General features: G+C 73.6%; 14 protein-coding genes. 10 read left to right on the top strand and 4 right to left on the bottom strand.

Translation table 11 applies throughout. The features are described 5' to 3' along the window. The first annotated feature begins 14 nt into the window (after positions 1-14). The 7 genes from ACIBCT_RS20465 (at position 15) to ACIBCT_RS20435 (ending at position 12635) form a co-directional block, all read left to right on the top strand. The gene (locus ACIBCT_RS20465) at positions 15-6290 is read left to right on the top strand and encodes an amino acid adenylation domain-containing protein (protein WP_399190681.1); all 6276 of its coding nucleotides are present in this window, start codon (positions 15-17) and stop codon (positions 6288-6290) included. 114 nt (positions 6291-6404) lie between these two features. Next, complete coding sequence (locus ACIBCT_RS20460; protein ID WP_399191266.1) at positions 6405-6665, top strand: acyl carrier protein; 261 nt, start codon at positions 6405-6407, stop codon at positions 6663-6665. Between the two features lie 26 nt (positions 6666-6691). Then, positions 6692-8071: a hypothetical protein gene (locus tag ACIBCT_RS20455; RefSeq protein ID WP_399190679.1), complete on the top strand. Its 1380-nt coding sequence runs from the start codon at positions 6692-6694 to the stop codon at positions 8069-8071. Between the two features lie 151 nt (positions 8072-8222). Continuing rightward, positions 8223-10088 (top strand): N,N-dimethylformamidase beta subunit family domain-containing protein, encoded by a 1866-nt coding sequence (locus tag ACIBCT_RS20450; RefSeq protein ID WP_399190677.1) that lies wholly within the window; start codon positions 8223-8225, stop codon positions 10086-10088. A gap of 122 nt (positions 10089-10210) precedes the next feature. After that, positions 10211-11146 (top strand): aliphatic sulfonate ABC transporter substrate-binding protein, encoded by a 936-nt coding sequence (locus ACIBCT_RS20445; protein ID WP_399190675.1) that lies wholly within the window; start codon positions 10211-10213, stop codon positions 11144-11146. Next, a complete protein-coding gene (locus ACIBCT_RS20440) occupies positions 11143-11901 on the top strand; it encodes an ABC transporter permease (RefSeq protein WP_399190673.1) in 759 nt (252 codons plus the stop codon). Before ACIBCT_RS20445 ends, ACIBCT_RS20440 begins: the two co-directional genes overlap by 4 nt. Beyond that, positions 11874-12635 carry an ABC transporter ATP-binding protein gene (locus tag ACIBCT_RS20435; RefSeq protein ID WP_399190671.1) on the top strand — a complete coding sequence of 254 codons (762 nt, stop codon included), beginning with the start codon at positions 11874-11876 and terminating at the stop codon, positions 12633-12635. Before ACIBCT_RS20440 ends, ACIBCT_RS20435 begins: the two co-directional genes overlap by 28 nt. Here the strand turns inward: ACIBCT_RS20435 and ACIBCT_RS20430 are convergent. The 4 genes from ACIBCT_RS20430 to ACIBCT_RS20415 all read right to left on the bottom strand — a co-directional run bounded on the left by ACIBCT_RS20430 (position 12599) and on the right by ACIBCT_RS20415 (position 18297). Next, positions 12599-13783 carry an FAD-dependent monooxygenase gene (locus tag ACIBCT_RS20430; RefSeq protein WP_399190669.1) on the bottom strand — a complete coding sequence of 395 codons (1185 nt, stop codon included), beginning with the start codon at positions 13781-13783 and terminating at the stop codon, positions 12599-12601. The genes ACIBCT_RS20435 and ACIBCT_RS20430 overlap by 37 nt on opposite strands. Before the next feature lie 78 nt (positions 13784-13861). Continuing rightward, on the bottom strand, positions 13862-16420 hold the full coding sequence (locus ACIBCT_RS20425) for an ATP-binding protein (protein WP_399190667.1): 2559 nt from the start codon (positions 16418-16420) through the stop codon (positions 13862-13864). Positions 16421-16459: 39 nt separating this feature from the next. Next, positions 16460-17104: a M15 family metallopeptidase gene (locus tag ACIBCT_RS20420; protein WP_399190666.1), complete on the bottom strand. Its 645-nt coding sequence runs from the start codon at positions 17102-17104 to the stop codon at positions 16460-16462. Positions 17105-17115: 11 nt separating this feature from the next. Next, a complete protein-coding gene (locus ACIBCT_RS20415) occupies positions 17116-18297 on the bottom strand; it encodes an ROK family protein (RefSeq protein ID WP_399190664.1) in 1182 nt (393 codons plus the stop codon). Positions 18298-18513: 216 nt separating this feature from the next. On the opposite strand from ACIBCT_RS20415, the gene ACIBCT_RS20410 reads away from it, so the two are divergent. The 3 genes from ACIBCT_RS20410 to ACIBCT_RS20400 are packed head-to-tail and all read left to right on the top strand — an operon-like array spanning position 18514 to position 21760. After that, on the top strand, positions 18514-19851 hold the full coding sequence (locus tag ACIBCT_RS20410; protein WP_399190662.1) for a sugar ABC transporter substrate-binding protein: 1338 nt from the start codon (positions 18514-18516) through the stop codon (positions 19849-19851). A 2-nt stretch (positions 19852-19853) separates the two neighbouring features. Beyond that, the gene (locus ACIBCT_RS20405; protein ID WP_399190660.1) at positions 19854-20867 is read left to right on the top strand and encodes a carbohydrate ABC transporter permease; all 1014 of its coding nucleotides are present in this window, start codon (positions 19854-19856) and stop codon (positions 20865-20867) included. Next, positions 20864-21760: a carbohydrate ABC transporter permease gene (locus tag ACIBCT_RS20400; protein ID WP_399190658.1), complete on the top strand. Its 897-nt coding sequence runs from the start codon at positions 20864-20866 to the stop codon at positions 21758-21760. Before ACIBCT_RS20405 ends, ACIBCT_RS20400 begins: the two co-directional genes overlap by 4 nt. Positions 21761-21870: the final 110 nt, after the last annotated feature.

The following is a 21870-nucleotide window of genomic DNA, read 5'->3' as shown; positions in this document are numbered from 1 at the left end:
AGAGGAGCCCCAGAGTGTTCCAATCAGAGACCGTTCCGACCGGCCAGCCGGGGACCGAATACCCCCTCTCGCACGGTCAGCGGCGGCTCTGGTTCCTGCACCGGCTCGATCCGGAGGACTCCGGCTACAACACCTCCTATGTTTACAGATTGAAAGGTCGTCTTGACAGGGACGCCCTGGCGGCGGCGTTCACCACGGTGTCGGCCCGGCACGAGAGCCTGCGGACCCGCTTCGCCGAGGTGGACGGACGGCCGGTGGCGATCGTCGAGCCGCCCGCGCCGGTCACCGTCGAGCGCCTGCGCGCCCGGGACGACGCCGAGGCCGCCACGCTGGTCTCCGCCCTGTCCAACACGGCCTTCGACCTGGCCGCGGCACCGCCGTTCCGGGTCTCGCTGATCGAGCTCGGCCCCGGCGAGCACGTGCTCTGCGTGGTCCTGCACCACATCAACGGCGACGGCTGGTCGCTGAACGTGCTCCGGTCCGAGGTCGCCGCCCACTACGGCAGCCGGGGAACCGCCCCGCTGCCCGAGGCGCCGCTGCAGTACGGCGAGTACGCGCGTTCCCTGCGCGTCTCCGAGGACGACCTGCGCTGGTGGACCGAGCGGCTGTCCGGGGTGCCGGTCCTGGAGCTCCCCACGGACCGGCCCCGTCCCTCCCGGCGGAGCGGAGCCGGCGCCGAGGTCGAGTTCCGCATCGAGCCCGGGACGGCCGCCGCGATCGGCGCCCTGGCCCGCCGCGCCCGCTGCACCCCCTTCATGGTGCTGTTCTCCGCCTACCAGGTGCTGCTCCACCGGCACACCGGGCAGAGCGACTTCTGCGTGGGCATCCCCTCGGCGGGCCGCGGCCGTACCGAGCTGGAGAACATGATCGGTTTCCTCTCGACCACGCTGGCCCTGCGCTGCGACCTGTCCGGCGACCCGGCCTTCGACGAGCTGCTCAGGCGCACCCGCCGGGTCGTGCTGGACGGGCTCTCGCGGCAGGAGGTCCCGTTCGAGCGCCTGGTGGCCGACCTCGACGTGGAGCGGGACCTCAGCCGCACCCCGCTGTTCCAGACGCTGTTCGCCCTGCACACCCACGGCGACGAGGCCGACCCGTTGCCCGGCCTGGAGGCCGTCCCCTTCCCCAACGGCTGGTCCCGGGCCCGGCTCGACCTGTCGATGGACATCTATCCCGACGCCGACGGCCTGCTGACGGGCGTGGTCATCTACAGCACCGACCTGTTCGACCACGAGACCGTGGAACGCCTGGTCGCCCGCTTCCAGGAGCTGCTCGCCGCCGTCGTGGCCGATCCCGGCTCGCCGGTGAGCGCCCTGCCGATGCTGCCGGACGCCGAGCTCGCCCTGCTGCGGCGGTGGAACGACACCGCGGCCGAGCTGCCGGAGGTCACGCTGGTCGACCTGCTGCTGGAGCAGGCCGCGGCCACCCCCGGCGCGGTCGCGGTACGCGCCGGGCACGCCGGGCTGACGTACGCGGAGCTGGCCGGGCGCGCGGCCGAGCTGGCCGGGAGGTTGCGCGCGGCCGGGATCGGGCGCGGCTCGCTGGTCGCGGTCCGGATGGAACGCGGCGCCGACATGCTCGTCGCGCTGCTGGGGGTGGCGATGAGCGGCGCGGCCTACCTGCCCGTCGACCCCGACTACCCCGAGGCCCGCGTCTCGTACGTGATCGAGGACTCCGCCGCGGTCCTGGTGCTGACCGGCCTGGACGACCTTCCCCCGGCCGGCGCGGCGACCGCGCCCCGGCCGGAGGACCGGCCGCTCCCCGATGACACCGCGTACGTGCTCTACACCTCGGGTTCCACCGGGCGCCCCAAGGGCGTGGTGGTGCCCCACCGCGCGCTGACCAACTTCCTGCTGGCGATGCGCGCGCTGGTGCGGTCCTCGCCCGAGGACGTGTGGCTGGCGCTGACGTCGCTCTCGTTCGACATCTCCGCCCTGGAGCTGTACCTGCCGCTGGTGACGGGCGGCAGGGTGGTCGTCGCCGACGCCGAGACGGCCCGCGACGGCGCCCGGCTCGCCCGCCTGGTCCGGGACGAGGGCGTCACCCACGTCCAGGCGACGCCCTCGGGGTGGCGGGTCCTGCTCACCGGGGACCTGCCGCGCGTGACGGGGCTGACCGGCGGCGAACCGCTCCCCGTGCGGCTCGCCCGCGAGCTGCGCCCGCGCCTGGACCGGCTCGTCAACGTCTACGGGCCGACCGAGACCACCATCTGGTCGACGGCCTGGGAGGTCCCCGAGGACCCGGCCGAGATCGTCATCGGTCACCCGATCGCCAACACCGTCGTGCACGTCGCGGACGCCTCCGGCGGGCCGTGCCCGATCGGCGTGGCCGGGGAACTGCTCATCGGGGGCGCCGGGGTCGCCACCGGCTACCTGGGCCGCCCGGCCCTGACCGCCGAGCGCTTCGTCCCCGGCCCGGACGGCTCGCGGCACTACCGGACGGGTGACCGCGTCCGCCACCGCGCCGACGGCGCCCTGGAGTTCCTCGGCCGTACCGACGGCCAGATCAAGCTGCGCGGTCACCGCATCGAGCTGGGCGAGATCGAGGCCGTGCTGGACGCCCACCCCGGCGTGCGGCAGTCGGTCGTCGCGGTGCGCGGGGACCGGCTGGTGGCCTTCGTCGTACCGGCCGCGCAGGGCCGCCCGGGTGCGGGCCCGTCCGGGGACGGCGAGGCGCTCGGCGGCCTTCGCGAGCACGCCGCCCTCCAGCTGCCCGGCTACATGGTCCCCGGCGTGTTCGCCCAGGTGGAGGCGCTGCCGCTGACCCCCAACGGGAAGGTCGACCGCAAGGCGCTCCCGGAGGTGGACCACGCGCCCGAGCGGGACGCGACCGCTCCCCGCACCCCCGCCGAGCGGACGGTCGCCCGGGTCTTCGCCGAGGTGCTCGGCACGGACGGGGTCGGCGCGTACGACGACTTCTTCTCCCTGGGCGGGCACTCGCTGCTGGCGACCATGGTCACCGCGCGGCTGACGGCGCTGTCCGGGCGCGAGGTGCCGGTCAGGGAGGTGTTCACGCACCCGACGGTCGCGGGGCTGGCGGAGTGGCTGGAGGGGTCGCCCACCGGATCGCCGGACGGGACGCGGGAAGGATCCGAGGTCCCGGTCACCGGCGCGACGGCCGGGCCGCGCCCCCGCCCCGAGGGGACGGTCCCGCCGCTCTCGCACGGCCAGGAGCGGCTCTGGTTCCTCAACCGGCTCGACCCGGACGACGCGTCGTACAACATGTGCCTGGTCAGGCGGTTGCGCGGGCCGCTGGACCGGCACGCCCTGGCCGGGGCCCTGTCCGGCGTGGTCGCCCGGCACGAGAGCCTGCGCACCCGCTTCCCCGAGGTGGACGGCGTACCGGTCGTGGTCGTCGACCCGCCGGGCCCGGTGACCGTCGACGAGGTGACCGTCGACGAGGCGTCCACCGGGGCCGCGCCGTCCGCCGAGGCCCGGGCGCTGGAGCTGGTCGCGACGCTGACCAACACGCCCCTGGAGCTCGCCGGCAGGCCGCCCCTGCGCGTCACGCTGATCGGGCTCGCCGAGGACGACCACGTGCTGTGCGTCGTGCTCCACCACATCCTGGGCGACGGTTGGTCGCTCAACCTCGTCCTGGACGAGGTCGCGCGCCTGTACTCCGGTGACACCGCCCTGCCCCCGGTCCCCCTGCAGTTCGGCGACGTCGCCCTCTGGCAGCGCGGACGCGACCTGGAGGGCCTGATCGGCCACTGGCGCGAGCGGCTGGCCGACCCCACCCCGCTGGAGCTGCCGGTCGACCGGCCTCGTACGCCGGGGACCGCCAGGCGCGGCGACGTGGTGGAGGTCCGGCTGGACGCGGCCGAGGCCGCCGCCCTGACGCGGCTGGGCAGGGAGCACGGCGCCACCGTGTTCATGGTGCTGCTCGCCGCCTACCAGGTGCTGCTCGCGCGGCACACCGGCCAGAAGGACATCCTGGTCGGCACGGCCGACGCGGGCCGGGACCGGATGGGGCTCGAAGCGGTCGTCGGGTACCTCAGCGACACCCTGGTGCTGTGCGGCGACCTGTCGGCCGACCCCGTCTTCACCGACCTGCTCGGCGCGGCCCGGGGAGAGGTCCTGGACGCCTTCTCCCACCGGGGCGTGCCGTTCGAGGAGCTGGTGGCCGCGCTCAGGGTCGAACGCGACCTCACCCGCACGCCGCTGTTCCAGACCATGCTCATCCTGCACAGCCAGGACTCCGGCCGGACCCGCGACACCTTCACCGGGCTGACCACGAGCGTGTTCGAGCACGGCATGCGGCAGGCCAAGCTCGAACTCATGCTGGAGGCGTGGCAGGACGAGCGCGAACTGCTGATCACCTTCGTCTACGACGCCGGGCTCTTCGAACGGGCCACGGTCGAGGCGATGGCGGCCCGGTTCCGCCTGCTGCTCACCGCGCTGCCCGCGGCGTCCGGCGAGCGTGTCTCGGCGCTGCCGCTGCGCACCGCGGCCGACGACGCCCTGCTCGCGCGCCTGTCCCGGGGCCCGGCCGGGCCGGTCGCCCCCCTCGTCCCCGAGCTGTTCGCGACGGCCGCGCGCGCCCGGCCGGACGCGGTCGCGATCGGGTGCGGGGACGCCACGCTCGACTACGCGCGCCTGGACGCCCGCGCCGGCGAGCTGGCCGCGCTGCTGCGCGAGCGCGGGGTCGTCCCCGGTGACGTGGTCGGCGTCTGCCTGGGCAGGTCGCCCGACGTCGTGGCGGCGCTGCTCGCGACCTGGCGGGCCGGGGCGGCGTACCTGCCGCTCGACCCCGACCATCCGGCCGAGCGGCTCGCCTTCGTGCTGGAGGACAGTGCCGCCCGCCTGGTCCTCACCTCGGCCGACCTGGCCCACCGGCTGCCCGGCACCGCCCGGCTCGCCCACGTGGACGCCACCGCCACCGCTCCCTTGAACGCCGCCACCGCTCCCGCTCCCGCTTCCGCTTCCGTGAACGGCCACGTCCCGGTGAGCGGCCGGACCGCGCCGGACGACGCCGCCTACGTGATCTACACGTCGGGTTCCACCGGGTCCCCCAAGGGCGTCGTGGTCTCGCATCGCAACCTGGCCGCCCGCGTCGCCTGGATGCGCGAGGCGTACGATCTGCGGCCGGACGACCGGGTCGTCCAGTTCGCCTCGCTGAGCTTCGACACCCACGCCGAGGAGATCTACCCGACCCTGGCCTCCGGGGCCCGGCTGGAGCTGCTGCCCGACGGCGGGGTCAGCCTGCCCGACCATCTCGGCGGGGTCACCGTGCTCGACCTGCCCACCGCGTACTGGCACGCGCTGGTGGACGAGATCGACGAGATCGGCTGGCCGCCGTCCCTGCGCCTGGTGATCCTGGGCGGCGAGCAGGTGCACGAGGCGGCCGTGGCCCGCTGGCGGGAGCGCTTCGGCGACCGGGTCCGGCTGGTCAACACCTACGGCCCGACCGAGACGACGATCATCGCGACCACCGCCGAGCTGGACGGCTCCCCCGGGCGCCCGCCGATCGGCACCCCGATCGGCGACACCTCCGTCCTGATCCTGGACGGCGACGAGGCGGTGCCGCCGGGGGCGCCGGGCGAGCTGTGCGTCGGCGGGGCCGGGGTGGCCGTCGGCTACCTCGACAGGCCGGACCTGACCGCCGAGCGCTTCACCGTGCTCGGCGGGGAGCGGATCTACCGGACCGGCGACCGGGCGCGCTGGCGGGCCGACGGGCGGCTGGAGTTCCTCGGCCGCCTCGACGACCAGGTCAAGGTCCGCGGTTTCCGGATCGAGCCGGGCGAGATCGAGGCGCGGCTGCTGACCTGTCCGGGCGTCGGCCAGGCCGCGGTGGCCGTCCACCGGGAGACGCTGGTCGGTTACGTCGTCGGCGAGGACGCACCCACCGGTGAGGAACTCGCCGCGCGGCTGGCCGCCGTGCTGCCCGCCCACATGGTCCCCGCGCTCTGGGTGAGCCTGCCGGGCCTGCCGCTGACCGCGAACGGCAAGCTCGACCGGGCCGCGCTGCCCGCGCCCGAACTCGGGCCGCTGACCAGGACCGCCCCGCGCGGCGACGCCGAGGAACTGGTCGCCGAGATCTTCGGCGAGGTGCTGGGCATCGAGGGGGTCGGCGCCTTCGACGACTTCTTCGCCCTCGGCGGGCACTCGCTGCTGGCCACCCGCGCCGTCGCCAGGATCCGCGCCGCCGTCGAGGTGGACGTGCCGATCCGTACCCTGTTCGCGCGGAGCACCGTGGCCGGGCTCGCGGCCGCGGTGGAGGAACTGCTCGTCGCCGAACTCGCCGGGCTCTCCGACGAGGAGGCCGAACACCTGGTGGAGACCGGGAACCGATAGGGGGCGCCGCGTCGTGGGCCGCCACGAGGAGCGGCACCCGAGCCTTCCGGCCGCCGAGCGGCCGGACCGCAGTCCCGGCGAACGGCGTACGGGACGCAACGAGAGGGGTTGGCGATGGTCAGGGAACGGCTGGCGGCGATGGTGGCCTCGGCGTCCGACGGCGCGGTCACGGCCGGGGAGGCGCTGACCACCACGGTCCCGCTGTCCGCGCTGGGGTTCACGTCCCTGGCGCAGATGCGGCTGATCGACGCGGTGGAGACCGAGTTCGGCGTGGAGATCGACCTGTCGGGTGACGGGCTCGACCTGCTCGACGACCTGGACGCCCTGGAACGCCACATCAACGAGGCACGGGGCGCGCGGGGCGCGCGCCCCTGATCCTCATTCCTGAACGGGGAGACGACATGGAGATCCGGTTCTCGGGGAGCCGGCCGGACACGGCACCGCTGACCTGGGGGCAGCGGGCCATCTGGGACACGATCCGGAAGACGGCACCGGACGACCGCTACTTCAACTTCGGCCGCGTGCTCGCCGTGCCCCGCCGGGCCCGGCCGCTGACCGTGGCGCGGGCCGCCGAGGTGCTGGGCGCGCTGGTCGAGCGGCACGGATCGCTGCGGACCCGGCTGGGCCGGGCCCCGTACGGGACGCCCGGGACGGACGACGGGCGGCCGGGCGGCGCGGGAGCTGACGGCGCGGAGCCGTGGCAGGTGCTCTCGACCGCGGGCGCCGTCCCGGTCACGGTCTCGGACGGCGACCCCGAGCGGCTGCGCGACGCGCTGGCGGAGACCGCCTTCGACTACGAACGCGAGTGGCCCCTCAGGGTGGGGCTCGTCGTCGAGAACGGCGAGGTCGCCCACATCGTGCTCGTCTTCTGCCACCTGGCCGCCGACGGCCTGGGCGCCGAGGCGGCCGTCAGGGACCTGCGGCTGCTCCTGCTGCGCGGATCCCTGGCGGGGCCCCCGCCGCCCTCCCCGCTGGACCTGGCCCGCTGGCAGTGCTCGGAGGCGGGCCGGAAGGTCGCGGACGCCGCCGCAGAGCACTGGGAGAGCGGGTACCGGCGCATCCCGCCGACGATGTTCGACCGGCGGGTGGCCGCACCCCCCGGGCCTGCCGGCCCTCCGATCTGGCGGGCCCGGCTCGTCTCCCGGGCGATGGACCTGGCCGTGCAGCGGATCGCGGCCGTGTACGGCACCAGCACCTCGACCGTGCTGCTGACCGCCGCCTCCGCGCTGGCCGGGAGCGTGACCGGTCACGACGTGTGCGCGATGCTGCCGATCGTGGGCAACCGGTTCCGCGGTGACACCGCCACCGCGGTCACCACGCTCTCCCAGGAGGGCCTGTTCGTGCTGGACCTGCACGGGGGCGGTTTCACCGACCTGCTGCGCGCCGCCCGGCCCGCCGCGCTGCGCGCCTACCGGTCCGCCTACCACGACCCCCGCGACCGGGACCGGATAGCCGGGCGGGTCGGCCGGGAGCGGGGCGCGACGATCCACCCCTACTGCTGCTTCAACGACATGCGCTTCGCCGACCGGGTGGACGCCTCCCCGGACGAAGCGACGGTGCGGCGGGCGCTGGAGGAGACGACCCTCACCTGGCCGCTCAGCCAGGAACGGCTCAACTGCAGGTTCTGCCTGCACGTGACCGGCGAGCCCGGCGGGCTGGGCGTCTCGCTCACCGCCGACACCCGTCACCTGCCGCGCCCGGCCATGGAGCGCTACCTGCTGGACCTGGAGTCCCTGCTGGTCGAGGCGGCGTTCCGCGAGGTACTGGAGCCGGTCGGTTGAGCGCCTTCCCGCCGAGCGCCCCTCCGCGATCCGGGACCGGCCGGCCGGACGCCCGTCCCGCGACCGGGACCGTGACCGGAACCACGACCGCGCCCGAGCGCAGGACCGGGACCGGGCCCCTGCCCCGCGGACCGCACGCCGGAGATGACCGATGACCGTCCACGCCTACGCCGAGTCGACGTCCTGCGTGCAGGGCGGCGCGCTCCGCTTCCACCTGGCCCGCGGCTCCCGTGCCCCGCTGCGCGGCTCGGTGCTGGTCGAGGACGTGGCCACGGGCCTGCCCGTGCTCGACGCGGCGTTCACCGGCCCGCTGTGGACGCTCGACGTCCCCGAGTCCTGGTCCAGCTCGCTCTACCGCGCGGTCTTCACCGCCGACGAGGAGGACGGCGAGGTCCACTTCGCCGTACGGGCCGCCCGGCCCCGCTCGCCGATCCTGCTGTCGATCCCGTTCCCGACCTGGCAGGCGTACAACCTGGCGGGCATCCCGGGCGAGTCCATCTACTGGACCGAGGAGCCGACCCGGGCCGCGCGCGTCTCCTTCGACCGGCCCGGTGGCGGCCCGCCGCCCGAGCGCTGGGAGGAGGGCATGATCCGCTGGCTGGGCCCGGCCGGCTACGACGTCGACTACTGCTCGGCCCTGGACCTGCACGAGGGGCGCGAGCTGCTGTCGGGCTACCGGCTGCTGGTGGTCAACGGCCACGACGAGTACTGGTCGGCCGGGATGCGCGACAGCGTCGAGGAGTTCGTCCGCCGGGGCGGCAACCTGGCCGTCTTCTCCGGCAACACCTGCTGGTGGCAGTTCCGCCTGGAGGACGGCGGGCGCACCATGGTCTGCCACCGCGACGCGGTCACCGACCCGATGGCCGCCCGCGACCCCGCCCTGACCACGGTCGAGTGGTCCAGCGCGCCGGTGAACCGGCCGGAGAACGCCCTGATCGGGGTCAGCTTCCGGCGCGGCGCCGGGACCTGGGGGCCGTACATGCACCTCATGCACGAGGAGTCCTACGTCGCCCGCTTCCCCGGGCACTGGGCGTTCGAGGGCACCGGGCTGGCCGAGGGGGACGCGTTCGGGCGGGGCGCGCTCGGCTACGAGACCGACGCCTGCGACTTCGTCGAGGAGGACGGCGTCCCGGTGGCCACCGGCCGCGACGGCACCCCGCCCTCCTTCGTCATCCTGGCCACCGCCGACCTGCGGCACTGGCACCGCTACGGCCAGGGCGGCATGGCCACCATGGGCGTCCTCGGCCTGGGCGCCGGGACGGTCTTCACCGCCTCCACCGTCAACTGGGGCAACACCCTGCACGACCCGACGGTGGACCGGATCACCCGCAACGTGCTGGACCGCCTGTCGGTGCGCACGGGCGGCTGGGAGAGCGTCGGCGACGCGGACGAGGTGCGCGCGCTGACCGTGTTCGACTCCCTGCTGTACGGCGCCGCCCCGGACGGCTCGCTGCTCACCCGCGCGGTCTCCGGCCAGAACCTGCGCTGGCGCGCGGCCTCCCCCCAGGGCACCGGCGGGGGCACCGGCGCGGGCGCCGGCCCCGCGCTGGTCGCCCTGGCCACCCCCAGGGAGGCGACCGTCACCCATCCGATCGGCCTGTACGGGCTCACCGCCGACGACCGGCTCGTCCGGCACGAGTCCGGGCGCGGCTGGATCACCCTCGCCGGCGCGCCGCGCGGCGGGGTCGGCCTGGGCATGGTGAACGGCGAGCTGTTCGCCGCCGCCGCGGACGGCCTGTGGCTGCTCGACGCGGAGTCCTCCACCTGGAGCCTGGTCGAGCCCGGCACCGGGGCCGTGGCGCTGACCGCGATGAACGGCCGGCTGTACCTGGCCGACGCCGGCGGCCGGATCCGTACCCGGCTGCCGGTGGCGTCCCCGGCCGGATGGGCCGATCTGTGCGACGCGGGCGGCTGCACCGTGCTGACCGGGCACGCGGGCACGCTGATCGGCACCGGCCCCGGCCGCCCCCTGCTGCGGCGGGTGTCCTTCCTGGAGGAGGGCCCGCCCGCGCGGTGACCCGTAACGGGCGGGTCCCGCGCTCATGACATGCGGCTCCGATCCCCACTAAACCTATACAAAAGGTAGGAATTTAGGGATACTTGCGGGCGCTCGTCATGTTCCACTCAAGAAGTCCCCCCGTGCGCCGCGTCATCGCCCTTCTCGGCATCCTCGTCCTCGTCGGCAACCTCAGCGCCTGCGGGGGAGGTGAGGCCAAGGCCGACAAGGAGCAGCTGCGCGTCGGCTACCAGCGGTTCGGCGGGCAGAGCCTGCTCAAGGCCAGGGGTCTGGCCGAGAACGCCACCTGGTCGCTGTTCGAGAGCGGTCCCGCGCCGACCGAGGCGTTCAAGGCGGGCGCCATCGACATCGGTCAGACCGGCGAGGCCCCGCCGATCTTCGCCGCGGCCGGCGGCATCACGTTCAAGATCATCGCTACCTCCGAGCCGGTACCCAAGGGCGAGGCCGTCCTGGTCAAGGAGGACAGGGGCTTCACCTCCTTCAAGGACCTCAGGGGCAAGAAGGTCGCGCTCAACAAGGGCTCGAACGTCAACTGGCTGCTGGTCAAGCTGCTCGAGGCCAACGACATGAAGATCACCGACATCCAGGTGCAGTACCTCAAGCCGGCCGAGGCACGTCCCGCGTTCGACAACGACCAGGTCGACGCCTGGATCATCTGGGACCCGTACTTCTCCCTCGCCGAACGGCCGGGCGTGAAGGTCCTCGCCGACGCCACCGGCCTGGCCAACAACCGCGAGTACCTGCTGGTGTCCCCCGAGGCCCTGAAGAACAAGCCCGGCCTGGTCCGCGACTACCTGAAGGTCTACCGCGAGGTCACCGACTGGGGCATCGCCGACCCCGAGGAGCGCGTGAAGATCCTCGCCCCCGAGCTGAAGATCTCCGAGGACGTCGCCCGCCGCGCCCTGGCCCGCAGCGCCCAGCCGCTCGCACCGGTGGACGCCTCGATCGGCGAGGAGCTGCAGCAGATCGCGGACGGGTTCACCGACCTCGCGCTCATCCCCCGCAAGGTCGACGTGAAGAGCCTCATCGACCCGGCCTTCTCGGACGTCCTGAAGTGACGTTCAGACCACGGCGGCTGATCACCCCGATCGCGCTCGTCGCCGCGTGGGAGGGCGCCGCGCAGGCCGGCGTCCTTCCGCCCGACAAGCTTCCCGCGCCGAGCGTGGTCGCGGCGGCGGCCTGGCGGCTGTCCCTGGACGGGTCCCTCGGCGCGCACCTGCTGGAGTCGGTGCAGCGGGCCGCCCTGGGGCTGCTCATCGGCGGCTCGCTCGCCCTCGTCCTGGGTGCGGTCGCCGGACTGCTCAGGAACGGCGACGACCTGGTGGACCCGCCCATCCAGGCCGCCCGGATGCTGCCGCATCTCGGGCTCGTCCCGCTGCTCATCATCTGGGTGGGCATCGGGGAGTCGCTGAAGGTCACCCTGGTGGCGCTGGGCGCGTTCTTCCCGATCTACCTCAACACCTACGCGGGCATCCGCGACATCGACGAGAGGCTGGTCGAGGCCGCCCGGACCTGCGGTCTCACCCCGCTGGAGCGGATCCGGCACCTGGTGCTCCCGGGCGCGATGCCGTCGCTGTTCATCGGCCTGCGGCTGGCGTTCGCCGCGGGCTGGCTCAGCCTCGTCGTCGGCGAGCAGGTCAACGGGCAGAGCGGGCTGGGCTTCATGATGATGGAGGCCCGCGACTTCAGCCAGACCGAGATCGTCGTACTGGGCCTGGTCGTGTACGCGACCCTGGGCCTGCTGTCCGACCTGGGACTGCGCATGGCGGAAAGGAGGACGCTGTCATGGCGTCGCGGCCTGCGGGCGTCGTAGCCGCCACCGGGGTCAGCCGGGTCTTCGGCGGCACGACGGTCCTGGACGGTGTCGACCTGCGGATCGGGCGGGGCGAGGTCGTCGCCCTGCTCGGGGAGAGCGGGTCGGGCAAGAGCACGCTCCTGCGGATCCTGGCGGGGCTCGACGGGGAGGCGTCCGGTGAGCTCACCACCTCCGGGTCCAAGGCCGTGGTGTTCCAGGAGCACCGGCTGCTGCCGTGGAAACGGGTGGCCGACAACGTGGCGCTGGGGGTGCGCGGCCGGGACGCCCGGGAGCGCGCGGCGAAGGCGCTCGGGGAGGTCGGGCTGGCCGACCGGGGCGACGCCTGGCCGTCGGAGCTGTCCGGCGGGCAGGCCCAGCGCGTGGCGTTCGCCCGGGCCCTGGTCCGCGAACCGGACCTGCTCCTGCTCGACGAGCCGTTCGGCGCGCTCGACGCGCTGACCAGGCTGAAGATGCAGGCCCTGTTCGGCGGGCTCCGCGCCAGGCACGGCTTCGCCGCCCTGCTGGTGACGCACGACGTGGAGGAGGCGATCCTTCTCGCCGACCGGCTCCTGGTGCTGGACCGGGGCCGCATCGCCGAGGAGATCGAGGTCGGCCTCGGTCATCCCCGCGCCGTCGACGTCCCCGGTTTCGGCGACCTCCGCCGCCGTCTCCTCGCCCTCCTGCACGTCCCGGCCGATCCCGAGGAACCCGTTCCTCACGGCGCGGCGGAGGTACCGACGAGCGCCGGGTAGTCCTTGAGCCTGATGTCGGTGGCGAACATGTCCGTCGTCCTGAGCATCGCCCACAGCAGGAACCGGCTCCTGAACAGCAGGTTCCGCATCCGGATCCCCCGCCGTGTCGCGGGGGCCAGGAAGGAGCCGGCGCCGCCCTGCCGAGCCACCCTGGCGTAGCCGCGGAAGGCCTCCTCGTACGCGCGGAACGCCGTCCGGTGGTCGCCGCCGGCCTCCGCCAGCTCCCCGGCCAGCACGTACGCGCCCACGACGGCCAGGCCGGTGCCGAAACCGCCCAGGGTGTTGCCGTAGGCGGCGTCGCCGAGCAGCACCGTCCTGCCCCTGGCGTAGTGGTCGATCCTGACCTGGCTGATCGAGTCGAGGTGGACGTCACACGCCTCCGGCAGCGCGGCCACGATCTCGGGGACCCGCCAGCCCATGCCGCGGTAGGCGTCGGTCAGGATGCGCCTGTGCTGCTGCGTGTCGTAGCGGTCGTGGTCGAGCCGTCCGGAGGCGAAGACGAGGAACGCCGACGACACCGACGACGCCGACGACGCGGATCCGCCGAGCGCCACCATCCGGCCGGGCTCGTTGTACATCCCTGCGCCGAGATCGACGCCGAGGTCGGCCAGCGCGTAGTGGTACCCGAGGAAGCGCACGTAGGCGGACTCGGGGCCGAAGGCCAGCCTCCGCACGGCGGAGTGGATGCCGTCGGCTCCCACCACCAGGTCGAAGGTACGCGGCGCGCCGCCCTCGAAGGTGACGTGCACGCCGCCCGCCGTGTCGGTCAGCGAGGTGACGGAGTCACCGAAGACGTACTCGCAGTCCGCCTCGGTACGCTCGTACAGCAGGGCGGAGAGGTCACCGCGGAGGATCTCGACGTCGCCGCCGGTGAACGCGGCGGGCAGGACCGCCAGCGGCCTGCCGTTCGCGTCGACGATGGTCTGGTCGGTCCCGCCGGTCTGGCGCCGCCGCACCTCGTCGAGGATCCCCATCCGCTTCAGTACGAGGAGCTGGGTCTCGCCCTTGAAGTCGACGGCCTGGCCGCCGGGACGGAGCGCGGGCGCCTTCTCGACGACGGTGACGGCGTGGCCGGAGCGGCTCAGCCAGTAGGCGAGCGCGGGCCCGGCGATGCTCGCGCCGGAGATGAGGACGGTGGTGTTCTTCATGGCCACGAGCTTTCAGGGAGGCGCTGACGGATCGCCTACCGTCGGCTGACGGCCGGACGCCCCCCATACCGGGTCCCGTCAGTACCGGGGCTCCACGGGCTCCGCGAACTCCGCGAGCACCTCCTCGCGGCGCATCGCGGCACCCCGGGCGTACGCCGACGCGAACGCCTCCGCTTCCCCGCGCCACCCCGCGGCCAGGGCCAGCCAGTCGAGCCCCTGGGCCGTCCCCCAGCGCTCCCCCAGGGCCCTGAAGCGGGCCAGCACCTCCGCCAGCTCCCGCTCGCCCCCGGCCGGATCACCGCCGAGCATCCTCAGCAGGGCGCGGCCCAGCCCGGCCAGGGCCAGGCCCCAGGGATCGGAACCGAACAGCCGGTCGGTCTCGGGCCCCGGAGGCGGCGCCGTCTCCGGCGGCCCCGCGGACATGCCCCACAGTGCCTGGACGAAGGGGTACCGCAGCGGCCGGTCCCGCGACCGCATGATCTCCCCGGCCCGTTCCCAGTGCTCGGGAAGCGCCCGCGGCACGGCGTGCGCCACGCACATGACGTACTCCTCCTCCAGCCCGGCGAGAGGACGGCCGGTCGCGTCCAGCAGCTCGGCCGCCGCCTCTCCCGCGTCGCCGCGACGGCCGCCCAGCCACCAGTACGCCGCCAGCGCGGCGACCAGCCGCAGCCCCGTCTCCCTGTCGGAGCGCGCGGCCCAGCGCAGCGCGGCCGTCAGGTCGGCGTGCTCGGCCGAGAGCCTGGCCAGCCACCGGAGCTGCCCGGCCCGGCGCAGGTGAGGATCGGCGCGCCCGGCCAGGTCGAGGAGGTGGCGGGCGTGGCCGCCGCGCATGCGGTCCTCCTCCCCGGCCTCGGCCAGCCGTTCGGCGCAGAACAGCCTGATCGTGTCGAGCATCCGGTAGCGGTCGCCGTCCGTCTCGACCAGCGACCTGTCCACCAGGTCGGCCAGCAGCCCGGCGGCGTCCTCCACCTCGCAGACCGCCTCGACCGCCTCCAGGGACGCGTCCCCGGCGAACACGGAGAACCGCCTGGCCAGCACCTGCTCGTCGGGCGCCAGGAGGTCCCAGCTCCACTCCACCACCGCGCGCAGGGTCCGGTGGCGGGCCGCGGCCGTGGGGTCGCCGCGCGACAGCAGCCGGAACCGGCCGTGCTCCGCCAGCCGCGTGGCGATCTCCTCGACGGTGAAGGAGCGCAGCCGCGCGGCCGCCAGTTCGATGGCCAGCGGCAGCCCGTCCAGCGTGGCGCAGATCCGGACGACCGTCTCCACGTTGGCCGGCCGTACCTCGAATCCCGGCCGTACGGCCGCCGCCCGGTCGGCGAACAGCCGCACGGCCGGGCAGGCCAGGGCCTCGGAGGGCGAGGAGTCCGGGGGCGGGGTCTCCAGCGGTGCCAGCGGCACCAGCGTCTCGCCGGTGATGCCGAGCGGTTCGCGTCCGGTGGCCAGGACGGTCAGCCCGGGGCACTCCCCGAGCAGCCTGCGGGCCAGGGTGGCGGCGTCGTCGTTCACGTGCTCGCAGTTGTCGAGGACCAGCAGCAGCTCCTGCCCGGCGAGCGCCGCGACCAGGTGCTCGGTGAGGTCGGCCGGGCGCGGCGGGTGGAACCCGGGCTCGCGCAGCCCGAGCGCGCCGAGCACCGCCCTCGCCACCCGGTCACCGCCACCACCGGGCGGGACGTGACCGCCGGACGGGCGAGGGCCGGCGGGCGACGCGGAGCCGTCGAGCGGGGAGAGGTCGACGAAGCACACCTCGCGCCGCCCGCGCCCGGCCGCCTCGATCGCCAGCCGGGTCTTGCCCGTGCCGCCGGGCCCGGTGATCGTGATCAGCCGCGAGCCGTGCAGCGCGCCGATCCGTTCCAGCTCGCGTTCGCGTCCCACGAAGCTGGTGAGCTGGGCCGCGAGCCCTCGCCGTGGCGGCGCGGGCCGTTCGGCGCGCAGCACGGCCAGGTGGATCGCGGCGAGCTCGGGTGAGGGATCGGCGCCGAACTCCTCGGCGAGCAGCCGCCTGGTCTCCTCGAACACGGCCAGTGCCTCGGCCTGCCGTCCGGCCGCCCGCAGGGCGAGCATCAGCTGCCCCCTGAGCCGTTCCCGCAGCGGGTGCGCGGTCACCAGCCGCTGCAGCTCGGCCACCGAACCGCCTCCGGGAAGGGCGGACTCCGCCTCGGCGAGGTCCTCCGTCGCCGTCAGCCGGAGCTCCTCCAGCCGGGCCGCCCGTGCCCGCCCGTGGGGCAGGTCGGCCAGCGCGGGCCCGCGCCACAGGCCGAGCGCCTCGCGCAGCGGACCCGCCGCGACCGCGTGACGGCCCTCCGCCAGCAGCCGCCGCCCCTCGCGGGCCAGCCGTTCGAACCGGTGGGCGTCGACGTCGTCGGGGTCGGCCGCGAGCCGGTACCCGGTCCCGTGGAACTCGATCACCTCCGCGGGCAGGCTGCGGCGGAGCCGGGAGACCTGGGCCTGCACCGCGTTGGCGGCGGCCGCGGGGGGATCGTCACCGTACAGGCCGTCGATCAGGCGCCGGAGGCCGACCACGCGGCCCGCGTCGAGCAGCAGCAGCACGAGCAGGGCGCGCGGCCGGGGCCCGCCCACGGAGAGCTCCTCCCCGGTGGGGGACCGCACCTGCAGGGGGCCCAGGACACCGAACCGCATGGCCCCGATTGTCCCCCACGGGCCCCCGGTACGGAGAGGTCACAGGGCGCGGGGACCGTAGAGGGCGGCCGGGGCGCCGACGGTCATGGCCCAGTAGCGGTCGCCGTAGGACCAGTGCCACCATTCGGTGGGGTAGTTGACCAGCCCGGCCGTCTCCAGGGCGGTGCCGAGGAGCTTGCGGTGGTGGCGGGCCTCGGGGGACAGGCCCGGGGCGTCGGTGTAGCAGGCGCCGCCGCTCTGCTCGGGGGTGGCGTTGAGCGGGGTGCCCATGTCGAGCTCGGTCCCGTCCTCGGCGCACAGGGTCAGGTCCACCGCGGCCCCGGCCGTGTGCGGGGCGATCTCGACGGGCGAGACGTAGCGGCTCGCCGCCGCCCGCAGCCGTTCGGGTGACAGGTCCGGGTACAGGGCCTTGAGCTCGGCCGAGTACCCGTCGAAGATCTCCTTCTGCGTGGCCGGGGGCCGGTAGCCCTCGACCACCAGCAGCCGGTACCCCGCGGGCAGCTGCGCCTGCGCCGCCTCCAGCCGGGTCAGCAGCCCGAGCCGCAGGTGGGCGAAGGCTCCCGCGGGGTCGGCGAGCCGGTCGTCGGTCCGCAGCCGCCCGCGTACGTCGACCAGCCGCTCGCCGGACTCCTCGACCGGGATCGCGACGACTCTGGCATCGGAGATCAGAACGATGTCACGCATGACGGCAATTCTCACACCGTGTCGGAGAAGACCTGCTCCCGAGCCTGCTGCAGGGCCGAGACCAGGGCGCCGCGCAGCACGGGGTTGCCCTCGACCCGAGAGACCACGACCCTGGGCCGGCTGGGGCAGACCCGGGCCACGCACTCCTGCACCCGGGCGGCGAGCGCCTCTCCCCCGGCCCTGCCGACGTCGCCGCTGAGCACGATCAGGCCGGGGTCCAGGATCACGGTGACCGCGGCGACGCCGACCGCCAGCCGCCCGGCCAGCTCGTCCAGGAACGCCTCGGCGCCCTCCTCGACGGCAGCGCGGACGTACTCGCCCAGCGAGCCGTCCGGGTCCCGGGTGGGGGCGGAACCGATGCCGTGGGCGCCGGCCAGCCCGGCCACGGCGTCGCCGCCGACCAGGCGCTGGAACGACCCCGACTGGGGCTCGCTCACGTCGGTGGGGAGCGGCTCGCCGGGCACCGGGAGCCAGCCGATCTCGCCCGCGCCTCCGGTGAAGCCGCGGTGCAGCCGCCCGCCCAGCATGACGCCGAGTCCCTGGCCGACCCCGGCCCACACCAGCACGAAGTCGTCGACGTCGCGGGCCGCGCCGTGCGCGCGCTCGGCCAGCGCGGCCAGGTTCACGTCGTTCTCGATCGTGACCGGGACGCCGAGGCCGCGGCGGAGCTCGGCGAGCACCCCGTTGTGCCAGGAGGGCAGGTCCAGGGAGAAGCGCAGGTCGCCCGTGGCGGGGTCGACGACGCCCCGGGTGCCGATCACGAAGGCGCGCAGCCGCTCGGCGCCGACGCCCGCGGACGCGCAGGCCCGGCCGACCGCGCCGCGCACCAGCCGTACCGGGTCGTCGTGCTCGCCGAACTCGGCCGAGACCTCGGCGACCAGTGTGCCGGTGATGTCGGCGATCCCGGCGGCGATCCGGCCGGGAAGGACGTCCAGCCCGACCACGTACGCGCACGAGGGCACCACCCCGTAGAGCGCGGCGTTGGGACCGCGCCCGCCGGCCTGCTCGCCGACCACGGTGACGAGGGCGCGTTCCTCCAGCCGTGCGAGCAGCTGTCCCGCGGTCACCTTGGAGAGCCCGGTGTGTTCTCCCAGTTCGGCCCTGGTCAACGGGCCGCCGGCCAGCAGGAGTTCCAGTGCCGCGCGGTCGTTGAGCTGGCGCAGCAACCGGGGTGTCCCCGGGCGTGTGGACAAGGTTTCCCTCCCCGTCACGATCCGCTAACGATCGTTTCTTTTAAGAAAGTTTCTTGTTAGTTTAGCCCCAGCCGGCCCGCAGGCAAGTGATCGGAACCGCGGGTCACGACAGTTCCGGCCGCTCCCAGTCGAATGCACAGTGCGGAGGGTCTCGGGGGACCCCGGCCATAACAGATGAGCGCAAACCCCGGCGAAAGCCTGAAAGGGAGAACTCCAGTGAAGTTCGCGAGAATCGCCACCACGACGGCAACCACCGCCGCCCTCGCCCTGGGCCTCGCCGCGTGTGGCAGCAGCGAGCCCGCCCCGGCCGCCGGTACCGGCGCGGCGTCGGCGCCCGCCGCCTCCGGTCCCAAGTTCGCGGGCCAGACCCTGACCGTCTGGCGCCTCGGCGCTCCGGACGAGAAGCAGAACAAGCTGATGGCCGACCTGAACGCCAAGTTCAAGGAGACCACCGGCGCCGACGTCAAGCTCCAGTGGGTGCCCTGGCCCGACGCGCAGGCCAAGTGGACCGCGGCGCTCGCCGGCGGCGAGGGCCCCGACGTCACCGAGTTCGGCAACGACCAGGTCGCCGCCTGGGTCGCGCAGGACGCGCTCGTCGACATCACCGACGTCGTCAAGGCCACCCCCGACTTCCAGCAGATCCCGCAGAACCTCTGGGGCTACGAGACCGTGGACGGCAAGATCTACGCCGCCCCGTGGGGCGGCGGCACCCGCGCGGTCCTCTACCGCAAGGACTGGTTCGAGGACCTGAAGATCGAGATCCCCAAGAACTGGGACGACCTCGTCGCGGCGGGCAAGAAGATCGTCGCCGAGAAGGGCAAGGACGTCGACGGCTTCGCCTTCAACGGCGGCTCCGACGCCAACATGTCGCTCTCCCCGTTCGTCTGGTCGGCCGGTGGCGACTTCGCCGCGTCCGAGGGCGGCAAGTGGGTCGGCAAGCTGACCGAGCCCGGCTTCAAGGAGGGCTTCCAGTACTACACCGACCTGGTGACCAAGCACGGCGTCTCGCGCAAGTCCGCGCTCACCCAGAACTCGGTGGACATCGCGACCCGCTTCGCCAACGGCAAGGTCGGCATGTACGTGACCGGTGGCTGGGACATCACCACCATCACCGAGCAGAGCGGCGGCAAGGTCGACGAGAAGAAGATGGCCTTCTTCTCGCTCCCGGCCAAGGACGGCAGCGGCCCGGCCCCCGCGTTCCAGGGCGGCAACGACATCGCCGTCTGGAAGGACACCAAGAACGTCGAGCTGTCGGCCGAGTACGTCAAGCTCGCCGCCGGCAAGGAGTTCGGCACCCGCTACGCCAAGGAGGGCGGCCTGCTGCCGCTCTACCCCGAGGCGCTGAGCGAGTACGCGTCCGACCCGGTGCAGGCGCCGTTCGCCGAGACCTTCAAGGTCGCCAAGGGCTTCCCGAACGACACCAACTGGGCCGAGGCCAACGACACCAAGGCCGTCCTGCAGAGCGCGGCCCGCTCGGTCATCGAGGGCAAGAAGGACGTCGACACCGCGCTGGCCGACGCCAACAAGGAACTCGAAGAGATCCTGAACCAGTAGCCATGGCGAACACCTCAACCATCGCCCGGGACGGGGGCTCACCCCCCGTCCCGGCGCGGGGGCACCGAGGCACCACGCCCCCGCGCCGGTCCAAGGGACTGCCCACCTGGGTCCTCCCCTACGCGCTGCTCGTACCCGGCCTGCTGGTCATCGCCGGACTGCTGCTCTACCCGCTGTTCCAGATGGTCGTCATGTCCTTCCAGAACGTGGGGCTGCGGCAGATCCGGGGCGTACCGGCCGAGTCGGTCGGCATGGAGAACTACACCAGGCTCTTCGAGTCCGAGCTGTTCTGGACCTCGCTCCGCAACACCGTCGTCTTCGCCGTCGTCACCGTGGCGCTCACCCTGATCCTCGGCACGCTGGTCGGCCTGCTCCTGCACAACCTGGGCAAGAAGATGTCGACCTTCCTGATCGTCGGCATCATGGCGGCCTGGGCCACCCCGCAGATCGCCACCGCGATCATCTGGCGCTGGCTGTTCGACGCCGAGTCGGGCGTCATCAACTGGGCGCTCAACGCGCTGCCCGACTGGCTGTCCTCGCTGCTGTTCGGCCGCTCCGACTGGACCGGCGAGCCCTGGCTGAACGACGCGTTCACCATCTACATGGTGCTCATCATCGCGGTGGTCTGGGCGTCGTTCCCGTTCATCGCGGTCTCGGTCCTCGCCGGGCTCAAGAGCATCTCCCAGGAGCTGTACGAGGCGGCCAGGGTCGACGGCGCCCGTTCGTGGCGGATCTTCTGGCAGATCACCTTCCCGCTGCTCAAGCCGGTCTTCGCGGTGCTGACGGTGCTCTCGGTGATCTGGGACTTCAAGGTCTTCACCCAGCTGTTCGTCCTGGCCGGGGGCACGTCCAACCGGGAGGCGTTCAACCTGTCGCTGTTCGCCTTCACCCAGGCGTTCAGCGCGCCGCCCAAGATGGGCATGGGTGCGGCCGTCGCGGTGGTGCTGACGCTGATCCTGCTCGTCATCACCTTCTTCTACGTCCGCCAGATCGTGAAGACGGAGGACGTCCGATGACCACCACCCACGAGGCCCCGCGCCTACGGCCCGTGACGAGGAAGGCCCCGAAGAAGCGCAAGCGGCGCGGGCGGTTCGCGCTCAACACCGCGGCCGTCGCGGTGTTCATGTTCGCCGTGTTCCCCGTCTACTGGATGGTGTCCACGGCCTTCAAGAGCCGCGAGCAGATCTTCACGACGGACTTCATCCCGTTCCCCACCGACCCCACGCTGGAGCACGTGCAGCGGGTCTTCACCGAGGGCATCGCGGGCCACTCCATCTGGCGCTACCTGCTCAACAGCTCCATCGTGGCCCTCGGCACCGTGCTCATCGGCGCGGTCTTCGCCCTGCTGGCGGCCACCGCGGTGGCCCGCTTCCGCTTCCGCGGGCGGACCTCGTTCCTGATCCTGCTGCTCATCGTGCAGATGGTCCCCGGCGAGGCGCTGCTCATCCCGCTGTTCCTGATGGTCCGGCGGGCCGGGCTGTACGACCAGCTCCTCGGCCTCGTCGTGGTGAACGTGGCGATGACGCTGCCGTTCGCCATCTGGATGCTGCGCACCTTCGTCGCGGCGGTGCCCAAGGAGCTGGAGGAGGCCGCCTGGATCGACGGCGCGAGCCGGTTCTCCACCTTCTGGCGGGTGCTGTTCCCGCTGGTGGCCCCCGGGCTGGTGGCGACGAGCATCTTCTCGTTCATCACCGCGTGGAACGAGTTCGTGTTCGCGCTGACGCTGATCGGCGACCAGGGCAGCTACACCATGCCGGTGGCGTTGCGCTTCTTCGTCAGCCAGCGGTCGGTGGACTGGGGCGGCATCATGGCCGCCTCCACCCTGATGACCATCCCGGTCATCGTCTTCTTCCTCCTGGTGCAGCGGCGGATGGTCTCCGGCCTCGTCGCGGGCGCCGTCAAGGGCTGATCCCCGCAGGCGCGGGGGGGGGGGGGGGGGGGGGGGGGGGGGGGGGGGGGGGGGGCGGCCCCCCCCCCCGCCCCGCCGCCCCGGACAGAGAAAGCAAAACAACTAATAAG

The organism is Streptosporangium sp. NPDC050855, assembly GCF_044456585.1.
In the GTDB taxonomy this organism is placed as follows: Bacteria; Actinomycetota; Actinomycetes; order Streptosporangiales; family Streptosporangiaceae; genus Streptosporangium; species Streptosporangium longisporum.
The sequence above is the reverse complement of the archived record's forward strand: the minus strand, read 5'-3'. Positions and strand labels throughout refer to the sequence as shown.

What these genes read in the sequence shown, in the direction of transcription:
- ACIBCT_RS20460 (WP_399191266.1), top strand. Translation starts at nt 6,405, where the DNA reads ATGGTCAGGGAACGGCTGGCGGCGATGGTGGCCTCGGCGTCCGACGGC.
- ACIBCT_RS20455 (WP_399190679.1), top strand. Translation starts at nt 6,692, where the DNA reads ATGGAGATCCGGTTCTCGGGGAGCCGGCCGGACACGGCACCGCTGACC.
- ACIBCT_RS20450 (WP_399190677.1), top strand. Translation starts at nt 8,223, where the DNA reads ATGACCGTCCACGCCTACGCCGAGTCGACGTCCTGCGTGCAGGGCGGC.
- ACIBCT_RS20435 (WP_399190671.1), top strand. Translation starts at nt 11,874, where the DNA reads ATGGCGTCGCGGCCTGCGGGCGTCGTAGCCGCCACCGGGGTCAGCCGG.
- ACIBCT_RS20430 (WP_399190669.1), bottom strand. Translation starts at nt 13,783, where the DNA reads ATGAAGAACACCACCGTCCTCATCTCCGGCGCGAGCATCGCCGGGCCC.
- ACIBCT_RS20425 (WP_399190667.1), bottom strand. Translation starts at nt 16,420, where the DNA reads ATGCGGTTCGGTGTCCTGGGCCCCCTGCAGGTGCGGTCCCCCACCGGG.
- ACIBCT_RS20420 (WP_399190666.1), bottom strand. Translation starts at nt 17,104, where the DNA reads ATGCGTGACATCGTTCTGATCTCCGATGCCAGAGTCGTCGCGATCCCG.
- ACIBCT_RS20405 (WP_399190660.1), top strand. Translation starts at nt 19,854, where the DNA reads ATGGCGAACACCTCAACCATCGCCCGGGACGGGGGCTCACCCCCCGTC.
- ACIBCT_RS20400 (WP_399190658.1), top strand. Translation starts at nt 20,864, where the DNA reads ATGACCACCACCCACGAGGCCCCGCGCCTACGGCCCGTGACGAGGAAG.